Genomic DNA, 20905 nt, shown 5'->3' with positions numbered 1-20905 from the left:
ATGGCACGAATTCTGATCGTCGATGATTCGCCGACCGAAATGTACAAACTGACCGGCATGCTGGAAAAGCACGGTCATGAAGTATTGAAAGCCGAAAATGGCGCCGATGGCGTGGCCCTGGCGCGTCTGGAAAAGCCCGATGCGGTCCTGATGGATATCGTCATGCCCGGTCTCAATGGCTTCCAGGCGACCCGTCAACTGACCAAGGACCCGGAAACGGGGCACATCCCGGTCATCATCATTACCACCAAGGATCAGGAAACCGACAAGGTCTGGGGCACGCGCCAGGGCGCCCGGGATTACCTGACCAAGCCGGTGGATGAAGAAACGCTGATCAAGACCCTCGATAACGTATTGGCCGGTTGAGCACACGGCCATGAACCAGTCGCTGACCGCTTTCGAACTGCTGTTGCAGATCGACCAGCGTTGTCGCCTGTTGGCGGCGGACTTGCCGTCCCAGCCGACGGGGCAGGACAGCTGGAGCGGCATCGGCTTTCGTCTGGGCGAGTACTGGTATGTCGCGCCCATGAGCGAAGTCAGTGAAGTGTTGCATGAACCGCGGTTGACCCAGGTGCCGGGGGTGAAATCCTGGGTCAGGGGCGTTGCCAACCTGCGCGGGCGCCTGCTGCCGGTCATGGATTTGTGCGGTTTCTTCGGGCACGAGTTGTCGGCGGCGCGCAGGCAGCGGCGGGTGCTGGTGGTGGAGCATCAGGAAGTGTTTGCCGGGCTGATGGTCGACGAGGTCTTCGGGCTTCAGCATTTTGCCCAGGGCAGCCTGCAACCGGTTCCGGCCGAAGATGTGCAGGGGGCGATGTCGGCGTTCGTCGAAGGTTGCTATCAGCGCGAACAGACCTGGCGGGTGTTCAGCCCGCATGCGTTGGCGAGGTCGCAGGGCTTCATGAACATCGCGGCTTAACGCAGTTTACTTGTGGGAGCGAGCCTGCTCGCGATGGTGTATCAGCTGCATTGATGTCGACTGACACTCCATCGCGAGCAGGCTCGCTCCCACAGGGGCTTGGGCAAGATTGAACAAGGTGCGGTTTAACAGGCGAAGACCGATGACAAAAGCAAAAACAGGCAAGCCAATGGAAGGGTCGCGCAGTCGTTCGCAGATCATCGCGCTGTTCATCGCGCTGATCATCTTCATCATGCTGCTGTTCGCCAATTTCGCGTACCTCAACACCCAGTCCACCTACGACAAGCAATACATCGGTCACGCCGGCGAGCTGCGCGTGCTGTCCCAACGCATTGCCAAAAACGCCACCGAAGCCGCTGCCGGCAAGGCTGCCGCGTTCAAGTTGCTCAGCGATGCGCGAAACGATTTCGCCCAGCGCTGGGGTTATCTGAAGAAAGGTGATCCTTCCACCGGCCTGCCGCCGGCGCCGGCAACGGTACGCCCGGAAATGCGCGCCGTGCAGATGGACTGGGAACGCCTGCTGAAAAACACCGATGCCATTCTCTCCAGCGAACAGACCGTGCTCTCGCTGCATCAGGTCGCCGCGACCCTCGCCGAAACCGTGCCGCAATTGCAGGTCGAGTACGAGAAAGTGGTCGAAATCCTCCTGCAACGTGGTGCCCCGGCCACTCAGGTGGCGATGGCCCAGCGTCAATCGTTGCTGGCCGAGCGCATTCTGGGGGCGGTGAACACGGTGTTGTCCGGTGACGAAAGCTCACAGCAGGCCGCCGATGCCTTCGGCCGCGATGCGGCGCGTTTCGGGCTGGTGCTCAATGGCATGCTCCAGGGTAACGCGGCACTGAAAATCAGCCAGGTCGAGGATCAGGATGCCCGTGGGCGCTTGACCGAGATCGCCGAATTGTTCCAGTTCGTCTCCGGCTCGGTGGATGAAATCCTCGAAACTTCGCCGGAACTGTTCAAGGTCCGGGAGTCGGCCACCAACATCTTCAGTCTGTCGCAAACCCTGCTCGATGAGGCCTCTCATCTGGCCAGCGGTTTCGAGAACCTTGCGGGCGGGCGCACCACCGACACCATTGGCGGCTATGTCTTGGGGCTGGCGGCGCTGGCGTCGATCATCCTCATCGGTATGGTGATGGTGCGTGAAACCAATCGCCAACTGCGTGAAACCGCGGAGAAGAACGAACGCAATCAGAACGCGATCATGCGCCTGCTCGATGAAATCGAGGATCTGGCCGATGGCGACCTGACCGTGACCGCCTCGGTGACAGAGGATTTCACCGGCACCATTGCCGACTCGATCAACTATTCCGTGGACCAGTTGCGCGACCTCGTGGCGACCATCAACCTGACCGCCGGACAGGTCGCCGCTGCCGTGCAGGAAACCCAGGCCACCGCCATGCACCTGGCGCAAGCCTCCGAGCATCAGGCGCAGCAGATTTCCGAAGCTTCCACCGCGATCAGCGATATGGCCCAGTCCATCGACCAGGTGTCTGCCAACGCCGCCGAATCCTCGGCCGTGGCCGAGCGCTCGGTGGAAATTGCCAACAAGGGCAACGAGGTGGTGCACAACACCATCCACGGCATGGACAACATTCGCGAGCAGATTCAGGACACTGCCAAGCGAATCAAGCGTCTTGGCGAGTCATCCCAGGAAATCGGCGACATTGTCAGCCTGATCGATGACATTGCCGATCAAACCAACATCCTGGCCCTGAACGCGGCGATCCAGGCGTCCATGGCCGGCGATGCCGGGCGCGGTTTCGCGGTGGTTGCCGACGAGGTGCAACGCCTGGCCGAGCGATCGTCGGCCGCCACGCGGCAGATCGAAACGCTGGTGCGCGCGATCCAGGCCGACACCAACGAAGCGGTCATCTCCATGGAGCAGACGACCACTGAAGTGGTGCGCGGCGCACATCTGGCGCAGGATGCCGGTGTGGCCCTGGAGGAAATCGAAGGCGTCTCCAAAACCCTCGCGGCACTGATCCAGAGCATTTCCAACGCCGCGCAACAGCAGACGTCGTCTGCCGGTCAGATTTCCCTGACGATGAACGTGATCCAGCAGATCACCACGCAGACATCGTCCGGCTCGACCGCCACTGCCGAGAGCATCGGCAACCTGGCGAAAATGGCCAGCCAGCTGCGGCGTTCGGTGTCCGGTTTCACCTTGCCGGCCACCAAGGCGCAGGTGACGGACAAGGCTTGATTCGCCTGCGGGCGCATGCAATTCGACTGATGCAACGTGACTGAAGCGAAAACTGGAGTGGTTATGGGTGATCGGCACGACTATGTGGCCCTCGAATGGGTCAAGGGCGAGATTGCCGAAACGCTGAAGCAGGCTCATCACGCGATTGAAACCGAGCTTGATGATCCGCAGGCGACGCACGCCCTGAGCGATTGCCTGGCGTGCATCCATCAGGTTCACGGCAGCTTGCAGATGGTCGAATTCTACGGCGCGGCCCTGCTCGCCGAAGAGATGGAACACCTGACATCGGCTTTGCAACACAATCGCATCAGTCATCGTGACGAAGCGCTGCACCTGATGTTGCAAGCCATGGGACAACTGCCGATTTACCTCGACCGGGTGCAGGGGGCACGTCGCGATTTGCCGCTCGTACTGTTGCCATTGATCAACGACCTGCGCAGCGCACGTGGCGAGAGTCTGTTATCGGAAACCCACCTGTTCAGTCCGCATCTGCCCGAGCTGCCACCTCTGGATGCAGCGTCGCTGGCGTCACTGGAACCGGCAGAACTGCCGAATGTGTTGCGTAAACTGCGGCAGATGTTGCAGATGGCACTGGTCGGTCTGCTGCGCGAACAGGATGACGGCACCCACCTCGAGTATCTGGCCAAAGTTTTCGCCCGCCTTGAAACCCTGTGCGGCAATGCTCCTCTGAGCCCGTTGTGGCAAATCGCTTCTGCGCTGGTCGATGGCATGCGCGGCGGCGCAATCGCCAATAGCCCGGCTTTGCGCAGCCTGTTCAAGGATGCTGACAAGGTGCTCAAGCGCCTGCTCGAAGAGGGCATGGGTGCCGTTAATCATCCGGCGCCGCCGGAGCTGCTCAAAAGTCTGATGTTTTACATTGCCAAAGCCGAACACCCCACTGCGCAGATGCTGACCATGAAAGATCGCTATGGACTGGATGACGCGCTGCCCGACAGTGCGATGGTCGATGAAGAACGCGCGCGGCTGGCCGGTCCCGACCGTGATGCCATGCGTTCGGTGCTGGTGGCACTGTGTGAAGAGCTGGTGCGGGTCAAGGAACGTCTGGACCTGTTCGTGCGCAGCGACCGGCAACACGCGGCCGACCTCGACAGCCTGCTGGCACCGCTGCGGCAAGTTGCCGATACCCTGGCGGTGCTGGGTTTCGGCCAGCCGCGCAAGGTCATCATCGATCAACTGGCCGTGGTGCTAAGCCTTGCTCAAGGCCAGCGCGCACCGGATGACGCGACGCTCATGGACGTCGCCGGCGCCTTGCTTTATGTCGAGGCGACCCTGGCCGGCATGGCCGGCACGGTAGAGCCCGAGAGTCAGGAAGACGGTTGCCTGCCGACCACCGACCTGACGCAGATCCATCAGATCGTCATCAAGGAAGCGCGCATTTGCCTGCAACAGGCCAAGGACATGATCGTCGACTACATCGACGCCGACTGGGACCGTCAACATTTGCAGGCGCTGCCGGCCTTGTTGACCCAGGTACGCGGTGCGCTGGCGATGATTCAACTGACCCGCGCGGCGAGCCTGATCGAAACCTGCAGTCACTTCATCCGCGAACATTTGCTGCTCGAACCCGGTCAACCGGGCTGGCAGGAACTGGACAGCCTGGCCGACGTCATCACCAGCATCGAGTATTACCTGGAGCGCCTCACCGATGACCCGGAAGCCACTGAAGAGCCGTTGCTCGATGTGGCGGAAAAAAGCCTGGCTGCCCTCGGATTCTTCCCCAGCGAACAGCGTGTCCCGGTGCTTGAAGACGTGTTGAGCCCCAGCGAAGCGCAGGTCATGGCGCAACTGCAGGAGTTGGACGATCCGGCCATCGTTCAGACCCTGGCCGATGTGCTGGCCAACCCGGTGTCGGCCCTCAACCCGCCGGCCCTGACGACACCGGGAAGCCTGTTGCCGCCCCCTGCCGGTGAAGAGCCGGTCGACGATGAGTTGCGCGAAGTCTTCCTCGAAGAAACCGATGAAGTGCTGGAAGTCCTTCGTGAATACCTGCCGCGCTGGTCGGCGGATCCCGCGAACAAAACCGCGCTGGGCGAAGTGCGGCGTGCTTTCCACACCCTCAAGGGCAGTGGTCGCATGGTCCGTGCGCTGGTCGTGGGAGAACTGGCCTGGGCTGTGGAAAACCTGCTCAACCGCGTTCTGGAACATAGCGTCGCGCCGGGCGCGGCGGTGCAGCAGCTGCTTGGCGATGTACAGGGCTTGCTGCCGGAGCTGCTGGACGAATTTGCCCGAAATGCCCAGCGCCAGCGCAACGATGTCGATCAACTGGCTGCCCGCGCCCATGCCTTGGCCAAGGGTGATGAGCCGGCATCGGACGAAGATACGCAGGACGTTTCGGCACTCGACCCCCTGTTGCTGGAGATCTTCCGCAAGGAAGCGCAGTCGCACCTGGCCAGCCTCAACCGCTTTCTCGATCAGGCCGCCGAGCATGTGCCACTGCAGGCCAGTGACGAGTTGCTGCGTGCCCTGCACACCCTCAAGGGCAGTGCGTCGATGGCCGGGGTCTTGCCGATTGTCGAACTGGCTGCGCCACTGGACCAACTTGCCCGTGAATACAAGGCCCACCAGGTCGCTTTGGACCTGGATGAAGTCGAAGTGCTGCTGGAGGCCGAGGGCTTGTTCCGTCTCGGTTTGCGCCAGCTCACCAGCGATCCACTGGCCAGGATTCCCGATGCCCAGGCGTTGATCGAGCGGACCCAGGCGCTGCTGGCCGAACGCTTGCAGGCACTTCTGGATACACCGAGCAGCAGGTTGCGGATCAAACGCGACCCGCAACTGATCAACAACTTCCTGGCCCAGGGCATGGACATCCTGCTGGATGCCGAAAACCTGTTGCAGCGCTGGCAGCAACATCCCGGCGAGCGCCAGGAACTGAGTGCGCTGCTGGATGAGTTGACCACCCTCGGCGAGGGCGCGCACCTGGCCGATCTGCATCCTGTGGACGAACTCTGCGAAGCCTTGCTCGACCTTTACGGCGCCGTGGAAGAAAGCAGCCTGGCTGTGGGCGATACGTTTTTCCATGAGGCGCAATGTGCCCACGAAGCCTTGATCAACATGCTGGACGAACTGGCTGCCGGCCAGGAAGTCAGCCCGCGGCCGGAACGGATCCGCGCCTTGCACGGCTTGCTCGACGAGAGCCTTGATCCATCGGCCATGGGCCTGATTCGCAGCGATGGCAGTCGTACCCTGAGCATTCGTGAGTTGGGCAATGCCACGGCAGAACTCGCCCGGACCGCGAACGATGTGGACGTGGGCGACGACATCGTTTCGATCTTCCTCGAAGAGGCCGTGGATATTCTCGACAGTGCCAACCAGGCCTTGCAGCGCTGGCTGGACGAGCCGGACAACGGCGCGCCGCTGTCATCCCTGCAGCGCGACTTGCACACCCTCAAGGGGGGCGCGCGGATGGCCGGGATCGAGCCGGTCGCGGATCTGGGCCGTGAGCTGGAAAGCCTGTACGAAGGGCTGGTGGACCGGCGCTACAGCTACAGCGACCCGCTGGCACAGTTGCTGCGACACAGCCATGACCGGTTGGCGAATTTGCTGGAGCAATTGCAGCGCCATCAGCCGCTGGACGATTCCGGCGAGCTGATCGAAGCGGTTCGGGCCTTTCGACAGGGCCATGCCGGTCGCGCCGAAGGGGGCGACCCGGCGACCGGGGACGACGCGAACCCTCATGACAGCGAGTTGCTGGATATCTTCCTCGAGGAAGGTTTCGACATCATCGAAAGCTCCGGAGCGGCGCTGGTGCGCTGGCAGGCCGAGCCGTCGAATCGTCAGGAAGTGGAAACCCTGCTGCGTGACCTGCACACCCTCAAGGGGGGCGCACGCATGGTGGAAATCACCCCGATCGGCGATCTGGCCCATGAGCTGGAATTTCTCTATGAAGGCCTGTCCAGCGGGCTACTCAAACCGACGCCTGCACTGTTCGAACTGCTGCAGCGAAGCCATGACCGCCTGGCGCAGATGCTCGATGCGGCCCGTGCCGCAGAACCGTTGCCGCCGGCTGACCGGTTGCTGGATGCGATCAGGAACTTCAGCCATCCGACCCCAGAGACCCCGCAGCCTGTACCGCTGGAACTGCCGCTGACGGCTACCGTCAAGGCTGAGGCGCCGCAGCCGCCAGTGGACGCCGGCGCGGACATGGTCAAGGTCTCGGCCGAACTGCTCGATGATCTGGTCAACCTGGCCGGCGAGACCTCTATTTTCCGTGGCCGAATCGAACAGCAGGTCAACGATGCGCAAGTCGCCCTGAACGAGATGGAGACAACCATCGAGCGTATTCGCGAGCAGTTGCGTCGCCTCGATACCGAAACCCAGGGCCGGATTCTCAGTCGCCAGCAAGTCGATGGCGAACGCCTGGGCTACGAAGAATTCGACCCGCTGGAAATGGACCGCCATTCGCAATTGCAGCAATTGTCCCGTGCCTTGTTCGAATCGGCCTCCGACTTGCTCGACCTCAAGGAAACCCTCGACCGGCGGACTCAGGATGCGGAAAACCTGCTGCAACAGCAGGGACGCATCAACACCGAATTGCAGGAAGGCCTGATGCGCACGCGCATGGTGCCCTTCGAGCGAATGCTGCCGCGCTTGAAGCGTATCGTCCGTCAGGTGGCGGATGAATTGGGCAAGGATGTGGAGTTCGTGGTCGACAACGCCGAAGGCGAGATGGACCGTAATGTGCTCGAACGCATGGCGGCTCCGCTGGAGCACATGCTGCGCAACGCCGTGGACCATGGACTTGAGCCTGCCCAGGTGCGACTTGCATTAGGCAAGCCGGCGCAGGGGCGAATCACGCTCGACCTGTTGCGTGAAGGTGGCGACATCATTTTCGACATCCGCGACGATGGTGCCGGCGTACCGCTCGATGCGGTGCGACGCAAAGCCATCAAGCGTGGCTTGCTCGATCCTGACAGTGAAATCAGTGACCACGATGTGTTGCAGTTCATCCTGCAACCGGGGTTTTCCACCGCCGAGAAAATCACCCAGATATCAGGGCGTGGCGTGGGCATGGACGTGGTGCTCGAAGAAGTGCGGCAACTGGGCGGTAGCATGAGCATCGATTCCGTGCCGGGGCAGGGCGTGCATTTCCGTATTCGCCTGCCTTTCACGGTGTCGGTCAATCGTGCGCTGATGGTGCAATGCGGCGAGGATCAATATGCCATTCCGCTGAACACCATCGACGGCATCGTCCGCGTGTTGCCCAACGAGCTCGAAGGTCACTACCGCCTCGATCCGCCGGCCTATGAATACGCCGGGCAGCGCTATGAACTGTGTTATCTGGGCGAACTGTTGAAAACCGGTCCCCGGCCAAAACTGTTGGGCCAGAGCCAGGCGTTACCGGTGCTGCTGGTGCAGTGCAACGAACGGCATGTCGCGGTGCAGGTCGATACCATGGCCGGCACCCGCGAGATTGTGGTCAAGAGCCTCGGCCCGCAATTCGCCGCGGTGCAAGGCGTATCGGGAGCGACGATCCTGGGGGATGGCCGGGTGGTGCTGATTCTGGATCTGCTGGCGCCGATCCGCGCCCTGCAGGCCCATGTGCCGCAACGTACGGCGAGCCCGGACAGCGAGTTCGAGCCGCAGCGGCCGTTGCTGGTGATGGTGGTCGACGACTCGGTCACGGTGCGCAAGGTCACCAGCCGCCTGCTCGAACGCCATGGCATGAACGTGTTGACCGCCAAGGACGGTGTCGACGCCATGCTGCTGCTTGAAGAGCACATGCCGGACGTCATGCTGCTGGATATCGAAATGCCGCGCATGGATGGCTTCGAAGTCGCGGCACAAGTGCGCGGCGATGAGCGTTTGCAGCACTTGCCGATCATCATGATCACTTCCCGCACCGGCCAGAAACACCGCGACCGGGCCATGGCCATCGGTGTCAACGACTACCTCGGCAAGCCGTACCAGGAATCGGTGCTGCTCGAAAGCATCGCCCTGTGGAGCAAAACCTATGCTTGAGCAGCGCATCAACCAGCGCAGCATCAACCTCACCGGCCTGTTGCTGCCCCTGGCCGACCGTAACCTGATTCTGCCCAACGTTGCCGTTGCGGAGCTGATCGATTACCAGTCCGCGGCGTTCGATCTCGATACGCCACCCTGGTACCTGGGGCGGGTCACCTGGCGTAACCGGCAGATTCCCTTGCTCAGTTTCGAGTCGGCCTGCGGCAACAAAATCGCCATCGGCGAACGCGCGCGCATCGTCGTCCTCAACGCACTGGGCGGTCGGCCGGAGCTGAAATTCATCGCCATGCTGATCCAGGGCATTCCACGCTCGTACAAGCTCGACAGCCAGTTGAGCTATGTGGATGTGCCGTTGTGTTCGCTGGAAAAAGCGGCGGTGCAGGTGGCGGATCAGGTGGCCAGGGTGCCGGATTTGCTGGCGTTGGAAGAGTTGTTGGTCAATGCCGGGTTGACCTGACAAACCTGTTCGCGGGCAAGTCGAATCGTCGCACCGCTCGCTCCTACAGGCTTACAGCGCCGACGCTTTGACCCTGTAGGAGCGAGCATGCTCGCGATGGTCGTCAACGATCACGCGGGGCACCTGACTTCCCGCGACGTTCTCGGGTTTCTCGCGAGCGTGCTCGCTCCTACAAATACAGGGCTGCGTGCCGGGCTGGCTAAACCTTGGCCTGAGCCAACGTTTCATGGTGATCCAGTGCCCGCTCCACCAACAATTGCACGCCATCGGCCATTCGGCTGAGCGCCAGGGCTACGGAGCGACGCGAGCCTTCCACATCGTCTGCCAGATCGGCCGCAATGGCGCTGATGGAGAGCAAGTCTTCAGAGGCGTTGGCCAGCAGTGCTTCAGTGCCGATATCGGGAGAGACGCTGAAGAGCTGGAATTTTCGGCGCCTGGGCGGTTTTTCATCAGAGGGCGGGAAGTAATGAGAGAAGGCGCGCTCGGCGGCTTCCTTGAGTTTTTCGTCTTCGGAATCTGTGTCTGGAGGATTGGGAGTTACTTTGAACATGGTGAATCTCCGCGTATTGAGTTTCAGCTGCGCCATTCGGTTACCAGGCGAAGGGGTGGCAGCTGTACGCGGGCTGGAAACCCGGGGTGCGGATAACCCGGCAGACACTAGGTCTCCCGCGCACAACCGCCATAACGGAGTGCACACAATAAAGGTGCGCAAGCATACGTTAAGAAAGGCGCTTTTGCGTTATCTACACCACGGGTTTCCAGGCCCGGTCGCCGAATTGGCAGCGACACCCCAAACGATAAAGATCCCCGCAAAGGCCCACCAGTCAGCGGCTTCCGGCAATGTTGTAGGTCGCGACGCACGACTGCGTAGCCGCACACCGTTCCCACGGACAAGCTTTTAAACAAAAACCATCAATTGAAGATTCCCAAAAAGGGACCTATCGTTCCCATTTTGGGACTCATTGGTCGTCGCTGTGCAAAACCTTTCTCTGAGCGAAGCCTTGTTCACAACCACTCAGCAAAAAGTGCTGGGCCTCCTGTTCGGTAAACCCGACCAGAGTTTTTACGCCAACGAGATCGCCCGCTGGGCTCAGGTGGGTAAAGGCAGCCTCATGCGTGAACTGGATCGTCTGCAACGGGCGGGGGTACTGACGATGTCGCGCCAAGGCAACCAGACGCACTATCAAGCCAATCCGGATTGCCCGATCTATGCCGAACTCCTGGGCATCACTCGCAAAACCTTCGGAATCGCGCAACCGTTGCGAGAAGCGTTGCAACCCTTCGCCGAACAGCTGACCTGGGCATTTATCTACGGCTCCATGGCCAAGGATCAGGCAAACGCATCCAGTGACATTGACATCATGCTGATCGGCAAAGGCCTCAACTACAGTGACGTGATGGAGCGGCTCTTGCCACTGGAAGATCAACTGGGCCGCCCCCTTAATCCGACGCTCTACAGCCCTGAAGACTGGGCCGCAAAACTGGCGGCCGAAACGAGTTTTGTCGTGCGGGTAATGCAGCAGGAAAAGATCATCTTGATGGGTGAAAGCCCTGTGGAGTCCAAGGATGGGCAGCAGCGAGAATCTGGAGAATCTGTTACGTAGCGGTGGGTTGAAAGGCGAGCCACCGGATCGCAAGGAATGCGAAGGGTTGATGCGCTCGGCGATGGACCGTCTCAAGGATGCACGAACCGCATCACTTTCCTTCGCAGGCCGATTCGATCTGGCCTACAACGCTGCCCATGCCGTCGCATTGACTGCTTTGCGTTTGAGCGGTTATCGCTCGGATAAACGCTACCTGGTGTTCCAGTGCCTGATGCACACCGCTGATGTGAGCAGGGTACAAGTACGGCTGTTCGCCCTGTGTCATGAACGGCGCAACCTGGCGGAGTACGAAGGCTATATGGATGAAGATGAGGCGTTGCTATTGCAGTTGCTGGAAAGTACTGACCGGCTTCTGGAGCAAGTGCAGGAACAGATGGCCGGGCTTTAGCATTTCAAGGCCTGGAGCACGGGAGTCTTCACTGGCCTCTTCGCGGGCGAGCCGCGCTCCTACAGATTCGGGGTCGTCCACATTAATTGCACATAACCCGTAGGAGTGAGCGGTGCGACGATTCGACTTGCCCGCGAAGGCGTCGGTACGTTCAATGCAAATCCACTAACCATTACGCTAACCGTAACGATCCACCACGCTGCTTGATTGATGCTCCACACACATCGCTCCTAAGGTAGCTCCACGACAGCGAACCCGTGGAGTGGTCATGACAACAACAAAATCCCCCGACTCGCGATGGACGCGGCGGCGCAGCGAAAAGCAGCGGCGTCTCGAGTTGGTCAAGGGCCTTGCCGATGGTGTGGTGTTGCCCACCGACAAGATAGTTTCGGCGCTGGAGGCGTTGATTCTGCCCGGCGACCGTGTGGTACTGGAGGGCAACAACCAGAAGCAGGCGGACTTTCTCTCGCGCTCACTGGCCAAGGCCGATCCAGCCAGGTTGCATGACCTGCACATGATCATGCCCAGCGTCGGTCGCGCCGAACACTTGGACCTGTTCGAACGCGGCATTGCCCGCAAACTCGATTTTTCCTTCGCCGGCACCCAAAGCCTGCGCATCAGCCAATTGCTCGAAGACGGCCTGTTGGAGATCGGCGCGATCCACACCTACATCGAGCTCTACGCACGGCTGGTGGTGGACCTGATTCCCAACGTCGTGCTCTCGGCCGGCTTCATGGCCGACCGTGCCGGCAATATCTACACCGGCCCCAGCACCGAAGACACCCCGGCCCTGATCGAACCCGCCGCGTTCAGTGATGGCATCGTCATCGTCCAGGTCAATCAGTTGGTTGACGACATCAGTGATCTGCCCCGCGTGGATATTCCGGCGTCCTGGGTCGATTTCGTGGTGGTGGCCGACAAGCCGTTCTACATCGAGCCGCTGTTCACCCGCGATCCCCGGCACATCAAGCCTGTGCACGTGTTGATGGCGATGATGGCGATTCGCGGCATCTACGAAAAACACAACGTGCAGTCGCTCAACCATGGCATCGGCTTCAACACTGCGGCTATCGAATTGATCCTGCCCACCTACGGCGAATCCCTGGGCCTCAAAGGCAAGATCTGCCGCAACTGGACGCTCAATCCCCACCCGACATTGATCCCGGCGATTGAAAGCGGCTGGGTCGAAAGCGTGCATTGCTTCGGCACCGAACTGGGCATGGAAAACTACATTGCCGCCCGCCCCGATGTGTTCTTCACCGGGCGTGACGGTTCCTTGCGATCCAACCGGATGTTCAGCCAACTCGCCGGGCAATACGCGGTGGACCTGTTCATCGGCGCCACGCTGCAAGTCGATGGCGACGGTCATTCATCCACTGTCACCCGTGGCCGTCTGGCGGGTTTCGGTGGCGCACCGAACATGGGCCACGACCCCCGCGGCCGTCGCCATGGCACGCCGGCCTGGCTCGACATGTGCCGCACCGACACGGCCGAACCGATGCTCGAGCGCGGCAAGAAACTCGTGGTGCAAATGGTCGAGACCTTTCAGGAGGGCGGCAAACCGACCTTCGTCGAAACCCTCGACGCCATCGATGTGGCGAAGAAGAGCGGCATGCCGCTGGCGCCGATCATGGTGTACGGCGATGACGTGACCCACCTGCTGACTGAAGAGGGCATCGCTTACCTGTACAAGGCCCGCAGCCTGGAAGAGCGCCAGGCGATGATCGCCGCCGTGGCCGGAGTGACCGCCATCGGCTTGCGGCACAACCCCAAGGACACTGCGCGGATGCGTCGCGAAGGCTTGATTGCCTTGCCCGAAGACCTCGGCATCCGCCGCACCGACGCCACCCGCGAGCTGCTGGCCGCCAAGAGCGTGGCCGATCTGGTGGAATGGTCTGGTGGTCTCTACAACCCGCCCGCCAAGTTCAGGAGCTGGTAATGCACGCATTCAACCTGCAACCCAAGCCCCTGGGCCTGGCCGAACGGCTGGCGGATCTGGCGGTGGAAGCGCTGATCGACGAAGCGGATCTGTCGCCGAAACCGGCGCTGGTCGATCGTCGCGGCAGCGGCGCCCATACCGATCTGCATCTGGGGCTGATGCATGCCTCGGCACTGGCCTTGTGGCCGGCGTTCAAGGAAATGGCCGAGGCCGCCCTTGACCTCGGTGAAATCGGTTTGCCGCTGCGTGAGGCGGTGGGACAGATCGGTCGGGAGGGCGAAGCGGCAATGCTGCTGACCACCCACGGCGTGAACACCCATCGTGGTGCGATCTGGGCCCTGGGGCTGCTGGTCACCGCCGTTGCGCTCGCACCCGAAGAAACCGCCGCCGGCGCTATCGCCTTGCGTGCGGCCCGCCTGGCCTTGCTCGACGACCGTTACGCGCCGCGTCCGCAAAGCCATGGTGCGCTCGTCGCCCAGCGCTACGGTGCGCGTGGTGCCCGTGAGCAAGCGCAACTCGCATTCCCCGCCGTGACCCAGTGTGCACTGCCGCAACTCAAGCGCAGCCGCGCCGCCGGCCATGGCGAGCAGAATGCCCGGCTCGATGCGTTGCTGGCGATCATGACCGGGTTGGCCGACACCTGCGTGCTCTATCGCGCCGGCGAACAAGGGCTGCACACCATGCAACGCGGTGCGCAGGCCGTGCTTGATGCCGGCGGTAGCGCCAGCCTCGGCGGTCGTCGCCGGCTGCATGAGCTCGACCAACAACTGATTGCATTAAATGCCTCGCCCGGTGGCGCTGCCGATTTGCTCGCAGCCTGCCTGTTCATCGACCGCATCGAGTCGGGCGACAGCCTCATTCAGGGAGCTTTTTGATGGAAACCTTATCCTTTGAATTCCCCGCCGGGCAGCCGCCACGCGGACGCACGCTGGTGGGTTGTGTCGGCTCGGGTGATCTGGAAGTGCTGATCCAGCCGGGTCAGGCCGGCAAGTTGACGATCACCGTGCAGACCTCGGTCAACGGCAGCGAACAACGCTGGCGGCATCTGTTTGCGCGCATGTTCGACGGCCAGACACCCTCGGCGATGGACATCGACATCCATGATTTCGGCGCCACCCCCGGTGTGGTTCGCCTGCGCCTGGAACAAGGTTTCGAGGAGATCGGCCATGACTGACAGCGCAGCCTTGCTCAACAAGCACAGCTTCGTCGAACTCGGTGCCCGGCAGCGGGCGAAGGCCTTGCTCGATGCCGGCACGTTCCGCGAGTTGATCGACCCGTTTCAGCGGGTCATGTCGCCGTGGCTGGCGCGTCAGGGCGTGGTGCCGCAGGCCGATGACGGCGTGGTGATCGCCAAGGGCAGCGTCGATGGCTTGCCGGTGGTCGTTGCAGCCATCGAAGGCGCGTTCCAGGGCGGCAGTCTCGGTGAGGTCGGCGGGGCGAAAATCGCCGGTGCACTGGAACTGGCGGCCGAAGATAACCGCAAGGGCATCCCGACCCGCGCCGTGTTGCTGCTGGAAACCGGTGGCGTGCGTTTGCAGGAAGCCAATCTCGGCTTGGCGGCGATTGCCGATGTTCATGCGGCGATTGTCGACCTGCGCCAATACCAACCGGTGATCGGCGTAGTGGCGGGCAGCGTCGGCTGCTTCGGCGGCATGTCGATTGCCGCCGGGTTGTGCAGCTACTTGCTGGTGACCCAGGAAGCTCGCCTCGGCCTGAACGGTCCGCAAGTGATCGAACAGGAAGCGGGTCTTGAGGAGTACGACTCACGGGATCGCCCGTTCATCTGGAGCCTTACCGGTGGCGAGCAGCGGTTTGCCACGGGGCTGGTGGATCGCTATGCCGAGGATGACGTGGCGCAGATTCGGCAACAGATCGGTGAACTGCTCAAGCAAGGTTTGCCGAAGCAGCCGCGCACCGAGCAAGCCGAACTGTTCCTGCAACGCCTGGCGCGCCTGGACGCCGGACCGCAAATCGAGCCGGCCACGGTTCGCGACCTGTATCAAGGAGAGCGCTCATGAGTGCGTATTCCCAGAGAGGCTTGAACTGGTTCAACGCCTTGAGTGCCGGTGCCACGGCGGTAGGCGGTTTGCCCGCCTCGCTGAAGGTGGCCGATGGGTTTGTAGGTGAACAGCCTGCGCGGTTTATCGCCGTGGTGGCCGACCCCGACAATCGCTTCGTCCGTGCTCGCCATGGCGAGGTCGGGTTGCTTGAAGGGTGGGGCCTGGCCAAGGCGGTGGATGACGTGATCACGGCTGATCGAAACACGCCGCACAAACGCGCACTGATCGCGATCATCGACGTGCCGAGCCAGGCCTACGGTCGACGCGAGGAGGCGCTGGGCATTCATCAGGCGCTGGCCGCCGCCGCGGACAGTTACGCCCGTGCCCGCCTGGCGGGCCACGCGGTCATCGGCCTGCTGGTGGGCAAGGCCATGTCCGGGGCCTTCCTGGCGCACGGCTATCAGGCCAACCGCTTGATCGCCCTGCGTGATCCGGGGGTGATGGTGCACGCCATGGGCAAGGCGTCGGCGGCGCGGGTCACGTTGCGCAGCGTCGAAGAACTGGAAACCCTGGCCGCCAGCGTGCCGCCGATGGCGTATGACATCGACAGCTACGCCAGTCTGGGCCTGCTGTGGGAAACCCTCTCGGTGGAACAGATCGAGCAGCCGACCGCCACCGATCGGAGCCGGGTGACCGAGTGCCTGATCCAGGCCATCGGCGATGTCGCCGAGAAGGGCCGTGACTTGAGCAGTCGCCTGGGTGCGAGCAATCGCGCGGCCTCCAGTCATGTTCGCCAATTGTTGAGAGAACAGTGGTGAGCACGCTATTGGCCCATGACCTGCTCTGGGGCATGCCCCTTGAGCAGTTGCCCGCGGATGCGCCGGCGTGGGTGATCGAGTCACTCGCCGCCGGGCAGCCCGTGGTGGTGCGCCGCGCGGTAGCGGCGGCGGGGCAGGTCGCAATCGGGGTGCGCGGGACGCTGCGCGAGCAGCGTTATGCCGCGTCAATGGCGATCGCTTCGGTGTCCCGTCGGGTGTCACCCGAGGCGCTCTGCCGGGTCGACAGCCCGCGCGAACTGCCGGCACTGCGAGCATTGGCGCAACTACGGCCAATGCTCGATGCCTGCGGTTGGGTCTGGGGTGTCAGTGGCAGCGCCGGGTTTGAGTTGGCCAGCGGATTCGAAGCCCTGCATGAGGGCAGCGATCTCGACCTGATACTGCGTACCCCGCATCCAATGGGTCGCACCGAGGCACGGGCGTTGGTGACCCGGCTCGATGCGGCGGTGTGTGTGGTGGACATGCAAATGCAGACACCGTTTGGCGCCGTCGCCTTGCGCGAGTGGGCCGGTGCTTCAAGCAAGGTGCTGCTCAAGAATGCCACTGCCGCCTGCCTCGTGAATGATCCCTGGCAACCACAGGAGCAAGCAGCGTGAGCAGCTTGCTGGTATTCCCGGGGCAGGGCGCGCAGCAGCCGGGCATGCTCCAGCGCCTGTCGCAGGAAACCCTGAGAGAGGCGAGTGATGTGCTTGGCGAGGATGTCCTGCTGCTCGATTCTGCCGAGGCATTGCAGTCGACCAGGGCGGTGCAACTTTGCCTGTTGATCGCCGGTGTAGCGGCTGCCCGGCAGTTATCGTTGCCGACGGATTACGTCGCCGGATTATCCATCGGCGCGTATCCGGCAGCAGTGGTGGCCGGTGCCTTGAGTTTCAGCGATGCACTGCATCTGGTCAGCCTGCGGGGTGAGTTGATGCAGCAGGCTTACCCGCAGGGCTACGGCATGACCGCGATCATCGGTCTGGATCTGGCGACGGTGGAAGGCTTGCTGGCGCAGGTCCACAGCATCGACACACCGGTTTACCTGGCCAACATCAATGCCGATAACCAGGTGGTGATTGCCGGCAGCGACGGCGCTATGCAAGCCGTCGCCGAATTGGCCAGGGGTCGTGGTGCCGGTGTTGCCAGGCGCCTGGCCGTGAGCGTGCCGTCGCACTGTCCGTTGCTGGACGCGCCGGCAAAGGTTCTGGCCGAAGCCTTCGCCAACGTGTCGCTGAAAACACCCGTGACGGGATACCTGAGCGGCAGCCGCGCGCGGCCGATCAATCGTGTCGAAGCGTTGCGCGACGACCTGGCGTTCAACATGTGCCGCGTGGTGGATTGGCGCGGTACGGTGCAAAACGCCTATGAGCGCGGCGTGCGTCTACAGATCGAACTGCCGCCCGGTGCGGTGTTGACCGGGCTGGCGCGCCGGGTGTTCGAACAAGGCACCGTGATTGCGTTCGACGGTGCCCGGCTCGATACCCTGCAGGCGCTGTTACGTGAGGAGGGGCGCCGCCACTCCTAGACCTGCGACTTGAGGCTTCGAACAACAAAAACAACATTCGACGATGCACTTTGAGGACGACAACAATGATTATTTACGGTGTGGCACTGCTGGCGATCTGCACCCTGGCCGGGGTGATCATCGGCGACATGCTCGGCGTTCTGCTGGGCGTCAAATCCAATGTCGGCGGGGTCGGGATCGCGATGATCCTGTTGATCTGTGCGCGGCTGTGGATGCATAACCGCGGCGGCATGACCAAGGACTGCGAAATGGGCGTCGGCTTCTGGGGCGCCATGTACATTCCCGTGGTGGTGGCGATGGCTGCGCAACAGAACGTGGTCACGGCCCTGCACGGTGGCCCGGTGGCGGTGCTGGCCGCGATTGGCTCGGTGGTGGTTTGCGGCTGCACCATTGCCTTGATCAGCCGGACCCACAAGGGCGAACCCTTGCCCGATGAACCGGAGGCAATGACGTCGACCGGTGCACCGGCAGGAGGTCGCTGATATGTGGGAACTCATTGAGAAAGGCCTGGCAACCAACAGTCTGGTTACTGCATTCGCTTTCGTCGGCATCATCATGTGGGTGTCGGTGATTCTCTCCAAACGCCTGACCTTCGGGCGCATTCACGGCTCGGCGATTGCCATCGTCATTGGCTTGGTGCTGGCCTGGGTGGGCGGCACCCTGACCGGCGGGCAAAAAGGCCTGGCGGACCTGACGCTGTTCTCCGGCATCGGCCTGATGGGTGGCGCCATGTTGCGCGACTTTGCCATCGTTGCCACGGCCTTCGAAGTGCAGGCCACCGAAGCGAAAAAGGCCGGGCTGATCGGTGCAGTCGCCTTGCTGCTGGGAACCGTGCTGCCGTTCATTGTCGGCGCGTGCATGGCCTGGGCGTTCGGCTATCGCGATGCGGTCAGCATGACCACCATTGGCGCGGGTGCGGTGACCTACATCGTCGGCCCAGTGACCGGCGCGGCGATTGGTGCAAGCTCCGACGTGGTGGCGTTGTCGATTGCCACCGGCCTGATCAAGGCGATCCTGGTGATGGTCGGCACACCGATGGCGGCCCGCTGGATGGGCCTGGACAACCCGCGCTCGGCGATGGTGTTCGGCGGCCTGGCCGGGACCGTCAGCGGCGTGACGGCAGGCCTGGCGGCGACGGACCGGAGGCTGGTGCCTTATGGCGCGTTGACTGCGACCTTCCACACCGGGCTCGGGTGCCTGTTGGGGCCGTCGGTGTTGTTCTTCATCGTGCGCGGGATAGTGGGTTAGTCGTCGTTTGATCTGACGCCTTCGCGGGCAAGCCTCGCTCCTACAGGGGATAGCATTCCCTTGTAGGAGCGAGGCTTGCCCGCGAAGGGAGCGACACGGTGTCAGACCTGGCGATTGGCATACATCCGGCACTCGGCCAGCAACGCCAGCAGGTTCGGATCACGCTCCTTGGCCTTGAGGAACACTACGCCTATATGCTGCTGCAACCGGTACTTTTCCTGTAGCGCAATCAACTTCACCCGGTTCTCGTACACCGCAGCGATCCTCCCCGGCAGCAACGCATAACCGACACCGGAGCTGACCATGCTCAGCAGGGTGAAGATGTCGTTGACCTGCATCGCCACCTTCGGCTCGAACCCCGCCTGGCTGAACACTCGATTGCCGTCCTGATGCGTGGCGAAGCCCTGGGTCAGGGTGATGAAGGTTTCGTCGCGCACTTCGGCCAGATCGACTTCACTGCGTTGGGCAAATTTCGAGTCCGCCGGCGTGGCCAGGAAAATATCGTCGGAGAACAGCGGGATGTGCTCCAGGTCCGGGTCGTTGATGCTGTCGTCCAGCGACACCAGGATCGCATCGACTTCCATGTTCTTGAGCTTGTACAGCAGGTCGAAATTGGAGCCGAGAATCAGGTCGATGTTGAGTTCGCTGCGACGGATTTTCAGGCCCATGATCAATTGCGGCACGGTCTTGACGGTCAGCGAATACAGCGAGCCGAGCTTGAAGCGTTCGGCGGAAAAACCGGCGGCTTCGCGGGTCAGCCGTACGCTTTCGATCACGTCCTGAATCAGTTTCTGTGCCCGCTCTTCCAGCACATAAGCGCTTTCCAGTGGCGTCAGGTTGCGGCCTTCGTGCTTGAACAACGGGCAACGCAGGGCGTTTTCCAGGGAGTGGATCGCGCGGTGAACGCTGACATTGCTGGTTTGCAATTCGGCAGCGGCCCGGGCCAGATTGCCGGTGCGCATGAAGGCCAGGAACACCTCGAGTTTTTTCAGGGTCAACTCTTCATCGATCAGCATGGCGTGGGCTCTTTCTGGTATCGCTCGATTGTGCCCGTAATACGGAAACATTGCGCTTTCAAGCTACAGACCTGAGGCTTGTGTAACGATTTTTGAGGTAGGCACCGATGTATCACGGGGAAAGATTGAACGCCTGGACGCATTTGATCGGGGCGGTGGCGGCGTTTGTCGGCGGGGTGTGGCTGATCGTAGCCGCCAGCCTGGACGGCAGTCCGTGGAAGATTGTCAGCATGGCGATCTACGCCTTTACCTTGCTGGTGTTGTACAGCGCATCGACCGTGTACCACAGCGTGCGCGGGCGCAAGAAAGCGATCATGCAGAAGGTCGATCACTTCTCGATCTACCTGTTGATCGCCGGCAGCTATACGCCGTTTTGCCTGGTCACCCTGCGCGGGCCCTGGGGGTGGACACTGTTCGGGATTGTTTGGGGGCTGGCACTGATCGGCATCCTGCAAGAGATCAAGCCGCGTTCAAAAGCACGCGTTCTGTCGATCGTGATTTATGCCGTGATGGGCTGGATTGTCCTGGTGGCGGTCCGGCCATTGCTGACGGCACTGGGCAGCGCCGGTTTTGCCTGGCTGGCAATGGGCGGGGTGTTGTACACCGTGGGGATCATCTTCTTCGCCCTTGACCAACGCCTGCGCCATGCCCATGGGATCTGGCATCTGTTCGTGATCGCCGGGAGCCTGCTGCACTTCGTCGCGATCCTGCTATACGTCCTGTAGGTGCGAACAATCACAAACCGTAGGAGCGAGGCTTGCCCGCGAAGGGGGCCTCAAGATAATCAAAAGCTTCGCGGGCAAGCCTCGCTC

At 62.0% G+C, this 20905-nt stretch carries 19 protein-coding genes; 17 read left to right on the top strand and 2 right to left on the bottom strand.

Annotation, left to right across the window (positions count from 1 at the left end; genetic code table 11):
* From pilH to ACQKP2_RS09325, 5 genes are all read left to right on the top strand, one after another.
* Positions 1-366: a twitching motility response regulator PilH gene (gene pilH / locus ACQKP2_RS09345; protein ID WP_427575989.1), complete on the top strand. Its 366-nt coding sequence runs from the start codon at positions 1-3 to the stop codon at positions 364-366.
* Positions 367-376: 10 nt separating this feature from the next.
* Entirely contained in the window at positions 377-916 is a 540-nt protein-coding gene (locus tag ACQKP2_RS09340; RefSeq protein ID WP_427575988.1) for a chemotaxis protein CheW, read from the top strand.
* A gap of 142 nt (positions 917-1058) precedes the next feature.
* Complete coding sequence (locus ACQKP2_RS09335; RefSeq protein WP_427575987.1) at positions 1059-3119, top strand: methyl-accepting chemotaxis protein; 2061 nt, start codon at positions 1059-1061, stop codon at positions 3117-3119.
* A 63-nt stretch (positions 3120-3182) separates the two neighbouring features.
* The gene (locus tag ACQKP2_RS09330) at positions 3183-9098 is read left to right on the top strand and encodes an Hpt domain-containing protein (protein WP_427575986.1); all 5916 of its coding nucleotides are present in this window, start codon (positions 3183-3185) and stop codon (positions 9096-9098) included.
* Entirely contained in the window at positions 9091-9558 is a 468-nt protein-coding gene (locus tag ACQKP2_RS09325; protein WP_427575985.1) for a chemotaxis protein CheW, read from the top strand. The genes ACQKP2_RS09330 and ACQKP2_RS09325 overlap by 8 nt, the downstream gene beginning before the upstream one ends.
* Before the next feature lie 199 nt (positions 9559-9757).
* Here ACQKP2_RS09325 and ACQKP2_RS09320 read toward each other — a convergent pair whose 3' ends face one another.
* Positions 9758-10108 carry a DUF6124 family protein gene (locus ACQKP2_RS09320; protein ID WP_427575984.1) on the bottom strand — a complete coding sequence of 117 codons (351 nt, stop codon included), beginning with the start codon at positions 10106-10108 and terminating at the stop codon, positions 9758-9760.
* A 424-nt stretch (positions 10109-10532) separates the two neighbouring features.
* Between ACQKP2_RS09320 and ACQKP2_RS09315 the strand changes: the two genes are divergently transcribed.
* The 11 genes from ACQKP2_RS09315 to madM all read left to right on the top strand — a co-directional run bounded on the left by ACQKP2_RS09315 (position 10533) and on the right by madM (position 19077).
* Complete coding sequence (locus ACQKP2_RS09315; protein WP_427575983.1) at positions 10533-11162, top strand: transcriptional regulator; 630 nt, start codon at positions 10533-10535, stop codon at positions 11160-11162.
* Positions 11125-11550, top strand: a complete 426-nt coding sequence (locus ACQKP2_RS09310; protein WP_427575982.1) for a hypothetical protein — start codon at positions 11125-11127, stop codon at positions 11548-11550. The genes ACQKP2_RS09315 and ACQKP2_RS09310 overlap by 38 nt, the downstream gene beginning before the upstream one ends.
* Positions 11551-11818: 268 nt before the next feature.
* A complete protein-coding gene (mdcA, locus tag ACQKP2_RS09305) occupies positions 11819-13489 on the top strand; it encodes a malonate decarboxylase subunit alpha (protein ID WP_427575981.1) in 1671 nt (556 codons plus the stop codon).
* Positions 13489-14364 carry a triphosphoribosyl-dephospho-CoA synthase gene (locus ACQKP2_RS09300; protein WP_427575980.1) on the top strand — a complete coding sequence of 292 codons (876 nt, stop codon included), beginning with the start codon at positions 13489-13491 and terminating at the stop codon, positions 14362-14364. The genes mdcA and ACQKP2_RS09300 overlap by 1 nt, the downstream gene beginning before the upstream one ends.
* Positions 14364-14663, top strand: coding sequence for a malonate decarboxylase subunit delta (locus tag ACQKP2_RS09295; RefSeq protein WP_427575979.1), 300 nt, complete (start codon positions 14364-14366; stop codon positions 14661-14663). Before ACQKP2_RS09300 ends, ACQKP2_RS09295 begins: the two co-directional genes overlap by 1 nt.
* Entirely contained in the window at positions 14656-15507 is an 852-nt protein-coding gene (locus ACQKP2_RS09290) for a biotin-independent malonate decarboxylase subunit beta (RefSeq protein WP_427575978.1), read from the top strand. Before ACQKP2_RS09295 ends, ACQKP2_RS09290 begins: the two co-directional genes overlap by 8 nt.
* Positions 15504-16307: a biotin-independent malonate decarboxylase subunit gamma gene (gene mdcE / locus ACQKP2_RS09285; protein WP_427575977.1), complete on the top strand. Its 804-nt coding sequence runs from the start codon at positions 15504-15506 to the stop codon at positions 16305-16307. Before ACQKP2_RS09290 ends, mdcE begins: the two co-directional genes overlap by 4 nt.
* Positions 16301-16921, top strand: a complete 621-nt coding sequence (locus tag ACQKP2_RS09280; protein WP_427575976.1) for a malonate decarboxylase holo-ACP synthase — start codon at positions 16301-16303, stop codon at positions 16919-16921. Before mdcE ends, ACQKP2_RS09280 begins: the two co-directional genes overlap by 7 nt.
* Positions 16918-17829, top strand: coding sequence for a malonate decarboxylase subunit epsilon (gene mdcH, locus ACQKP2_RS09275; RefSeq protein ID WP_427575975.1), 912 nt, complete (start codon positions 16918-16920; stop codon positions 17827-17829). The genes ACQKP2_RS09280 and mdcH overlap by 4 nt, the downstream gene beginning before the upstream one ends.
* 65 nt (positions 17830-17894) lie before the next feature.
* The gene (gene madL / locus ACQKP2_RS09270) at positions 17895-18311 is read left to right on the top strand and encodes a malonate transporter subunit MadL (RefSeq protein WP_427575974.1); all 417 of its coding nucleotides are present in this window, start codon (positions 17895-17897) and stop codon (positions 18309-18311) included.
* A gap of 1 nt (position 18312) precedes the next feature.
* Positions 18313-19077, top strand: coding sequence for a malonate transporter subunit MadM (gene madM, locus ACQKP2_RS09265; RefSeq protein ID WP_427575973.1), 765 nt, complete (start codon positions 18313-18315; stop codon positions 19075-19077).
* A 101-nt stretch (positions 19078-19178) separates the two neighbouring features.
* Here the strand turns inward: madM and ACQKP2_RS09260 are convergent, their stop codons facing one another.
* Positions 19179-20093: a LysR family transcriptional regulator gene (locus tag ACQKP2_RS09260; RefSeq protein ID WP_427575972.1), complete on the bottom strand. Its 915-nt coding sequence runs from the start codon at positions 20091-20093 to the stop codon at positions 19179-19181.
* Positions 20094-20200: 107 nt separating this feature from the next.
* On the opposite strand from ACQKP2_RS09260, the gene trhA reads away from it, so the two are divergent.
* Positions 20201-20818 carry a PAQR family membrane homeostasis protein TrhA gene (gene trhA / locus ACQKP2_RS09255; RefSeq protein WP_427575971.1) on the top strand — a complete coding sequence of 206 codons (618 nt, stop codon included), beginning with the start codon at positions 20201-20203 and terminating at the stop codon, positions 20816-20818.
* The last annotated feature ends 87 nt before the right edge of the window (positions 20819-20905 follow it).

The sequence above is a fragment of the Pseudomonas sp. NPDC089569 genome (assembly GCF_050280625.1).
In the GTDB taxonomy this organism is placed as follows: Bacteria; Pseudomonadota; Gammaproteobacteria; order Pseudomonadales; family Pseudomonadaceae; genus Aquipseudomonas.
This window is presented reverse-complemented; position numbering and strand designations above follow the sequence as displayed.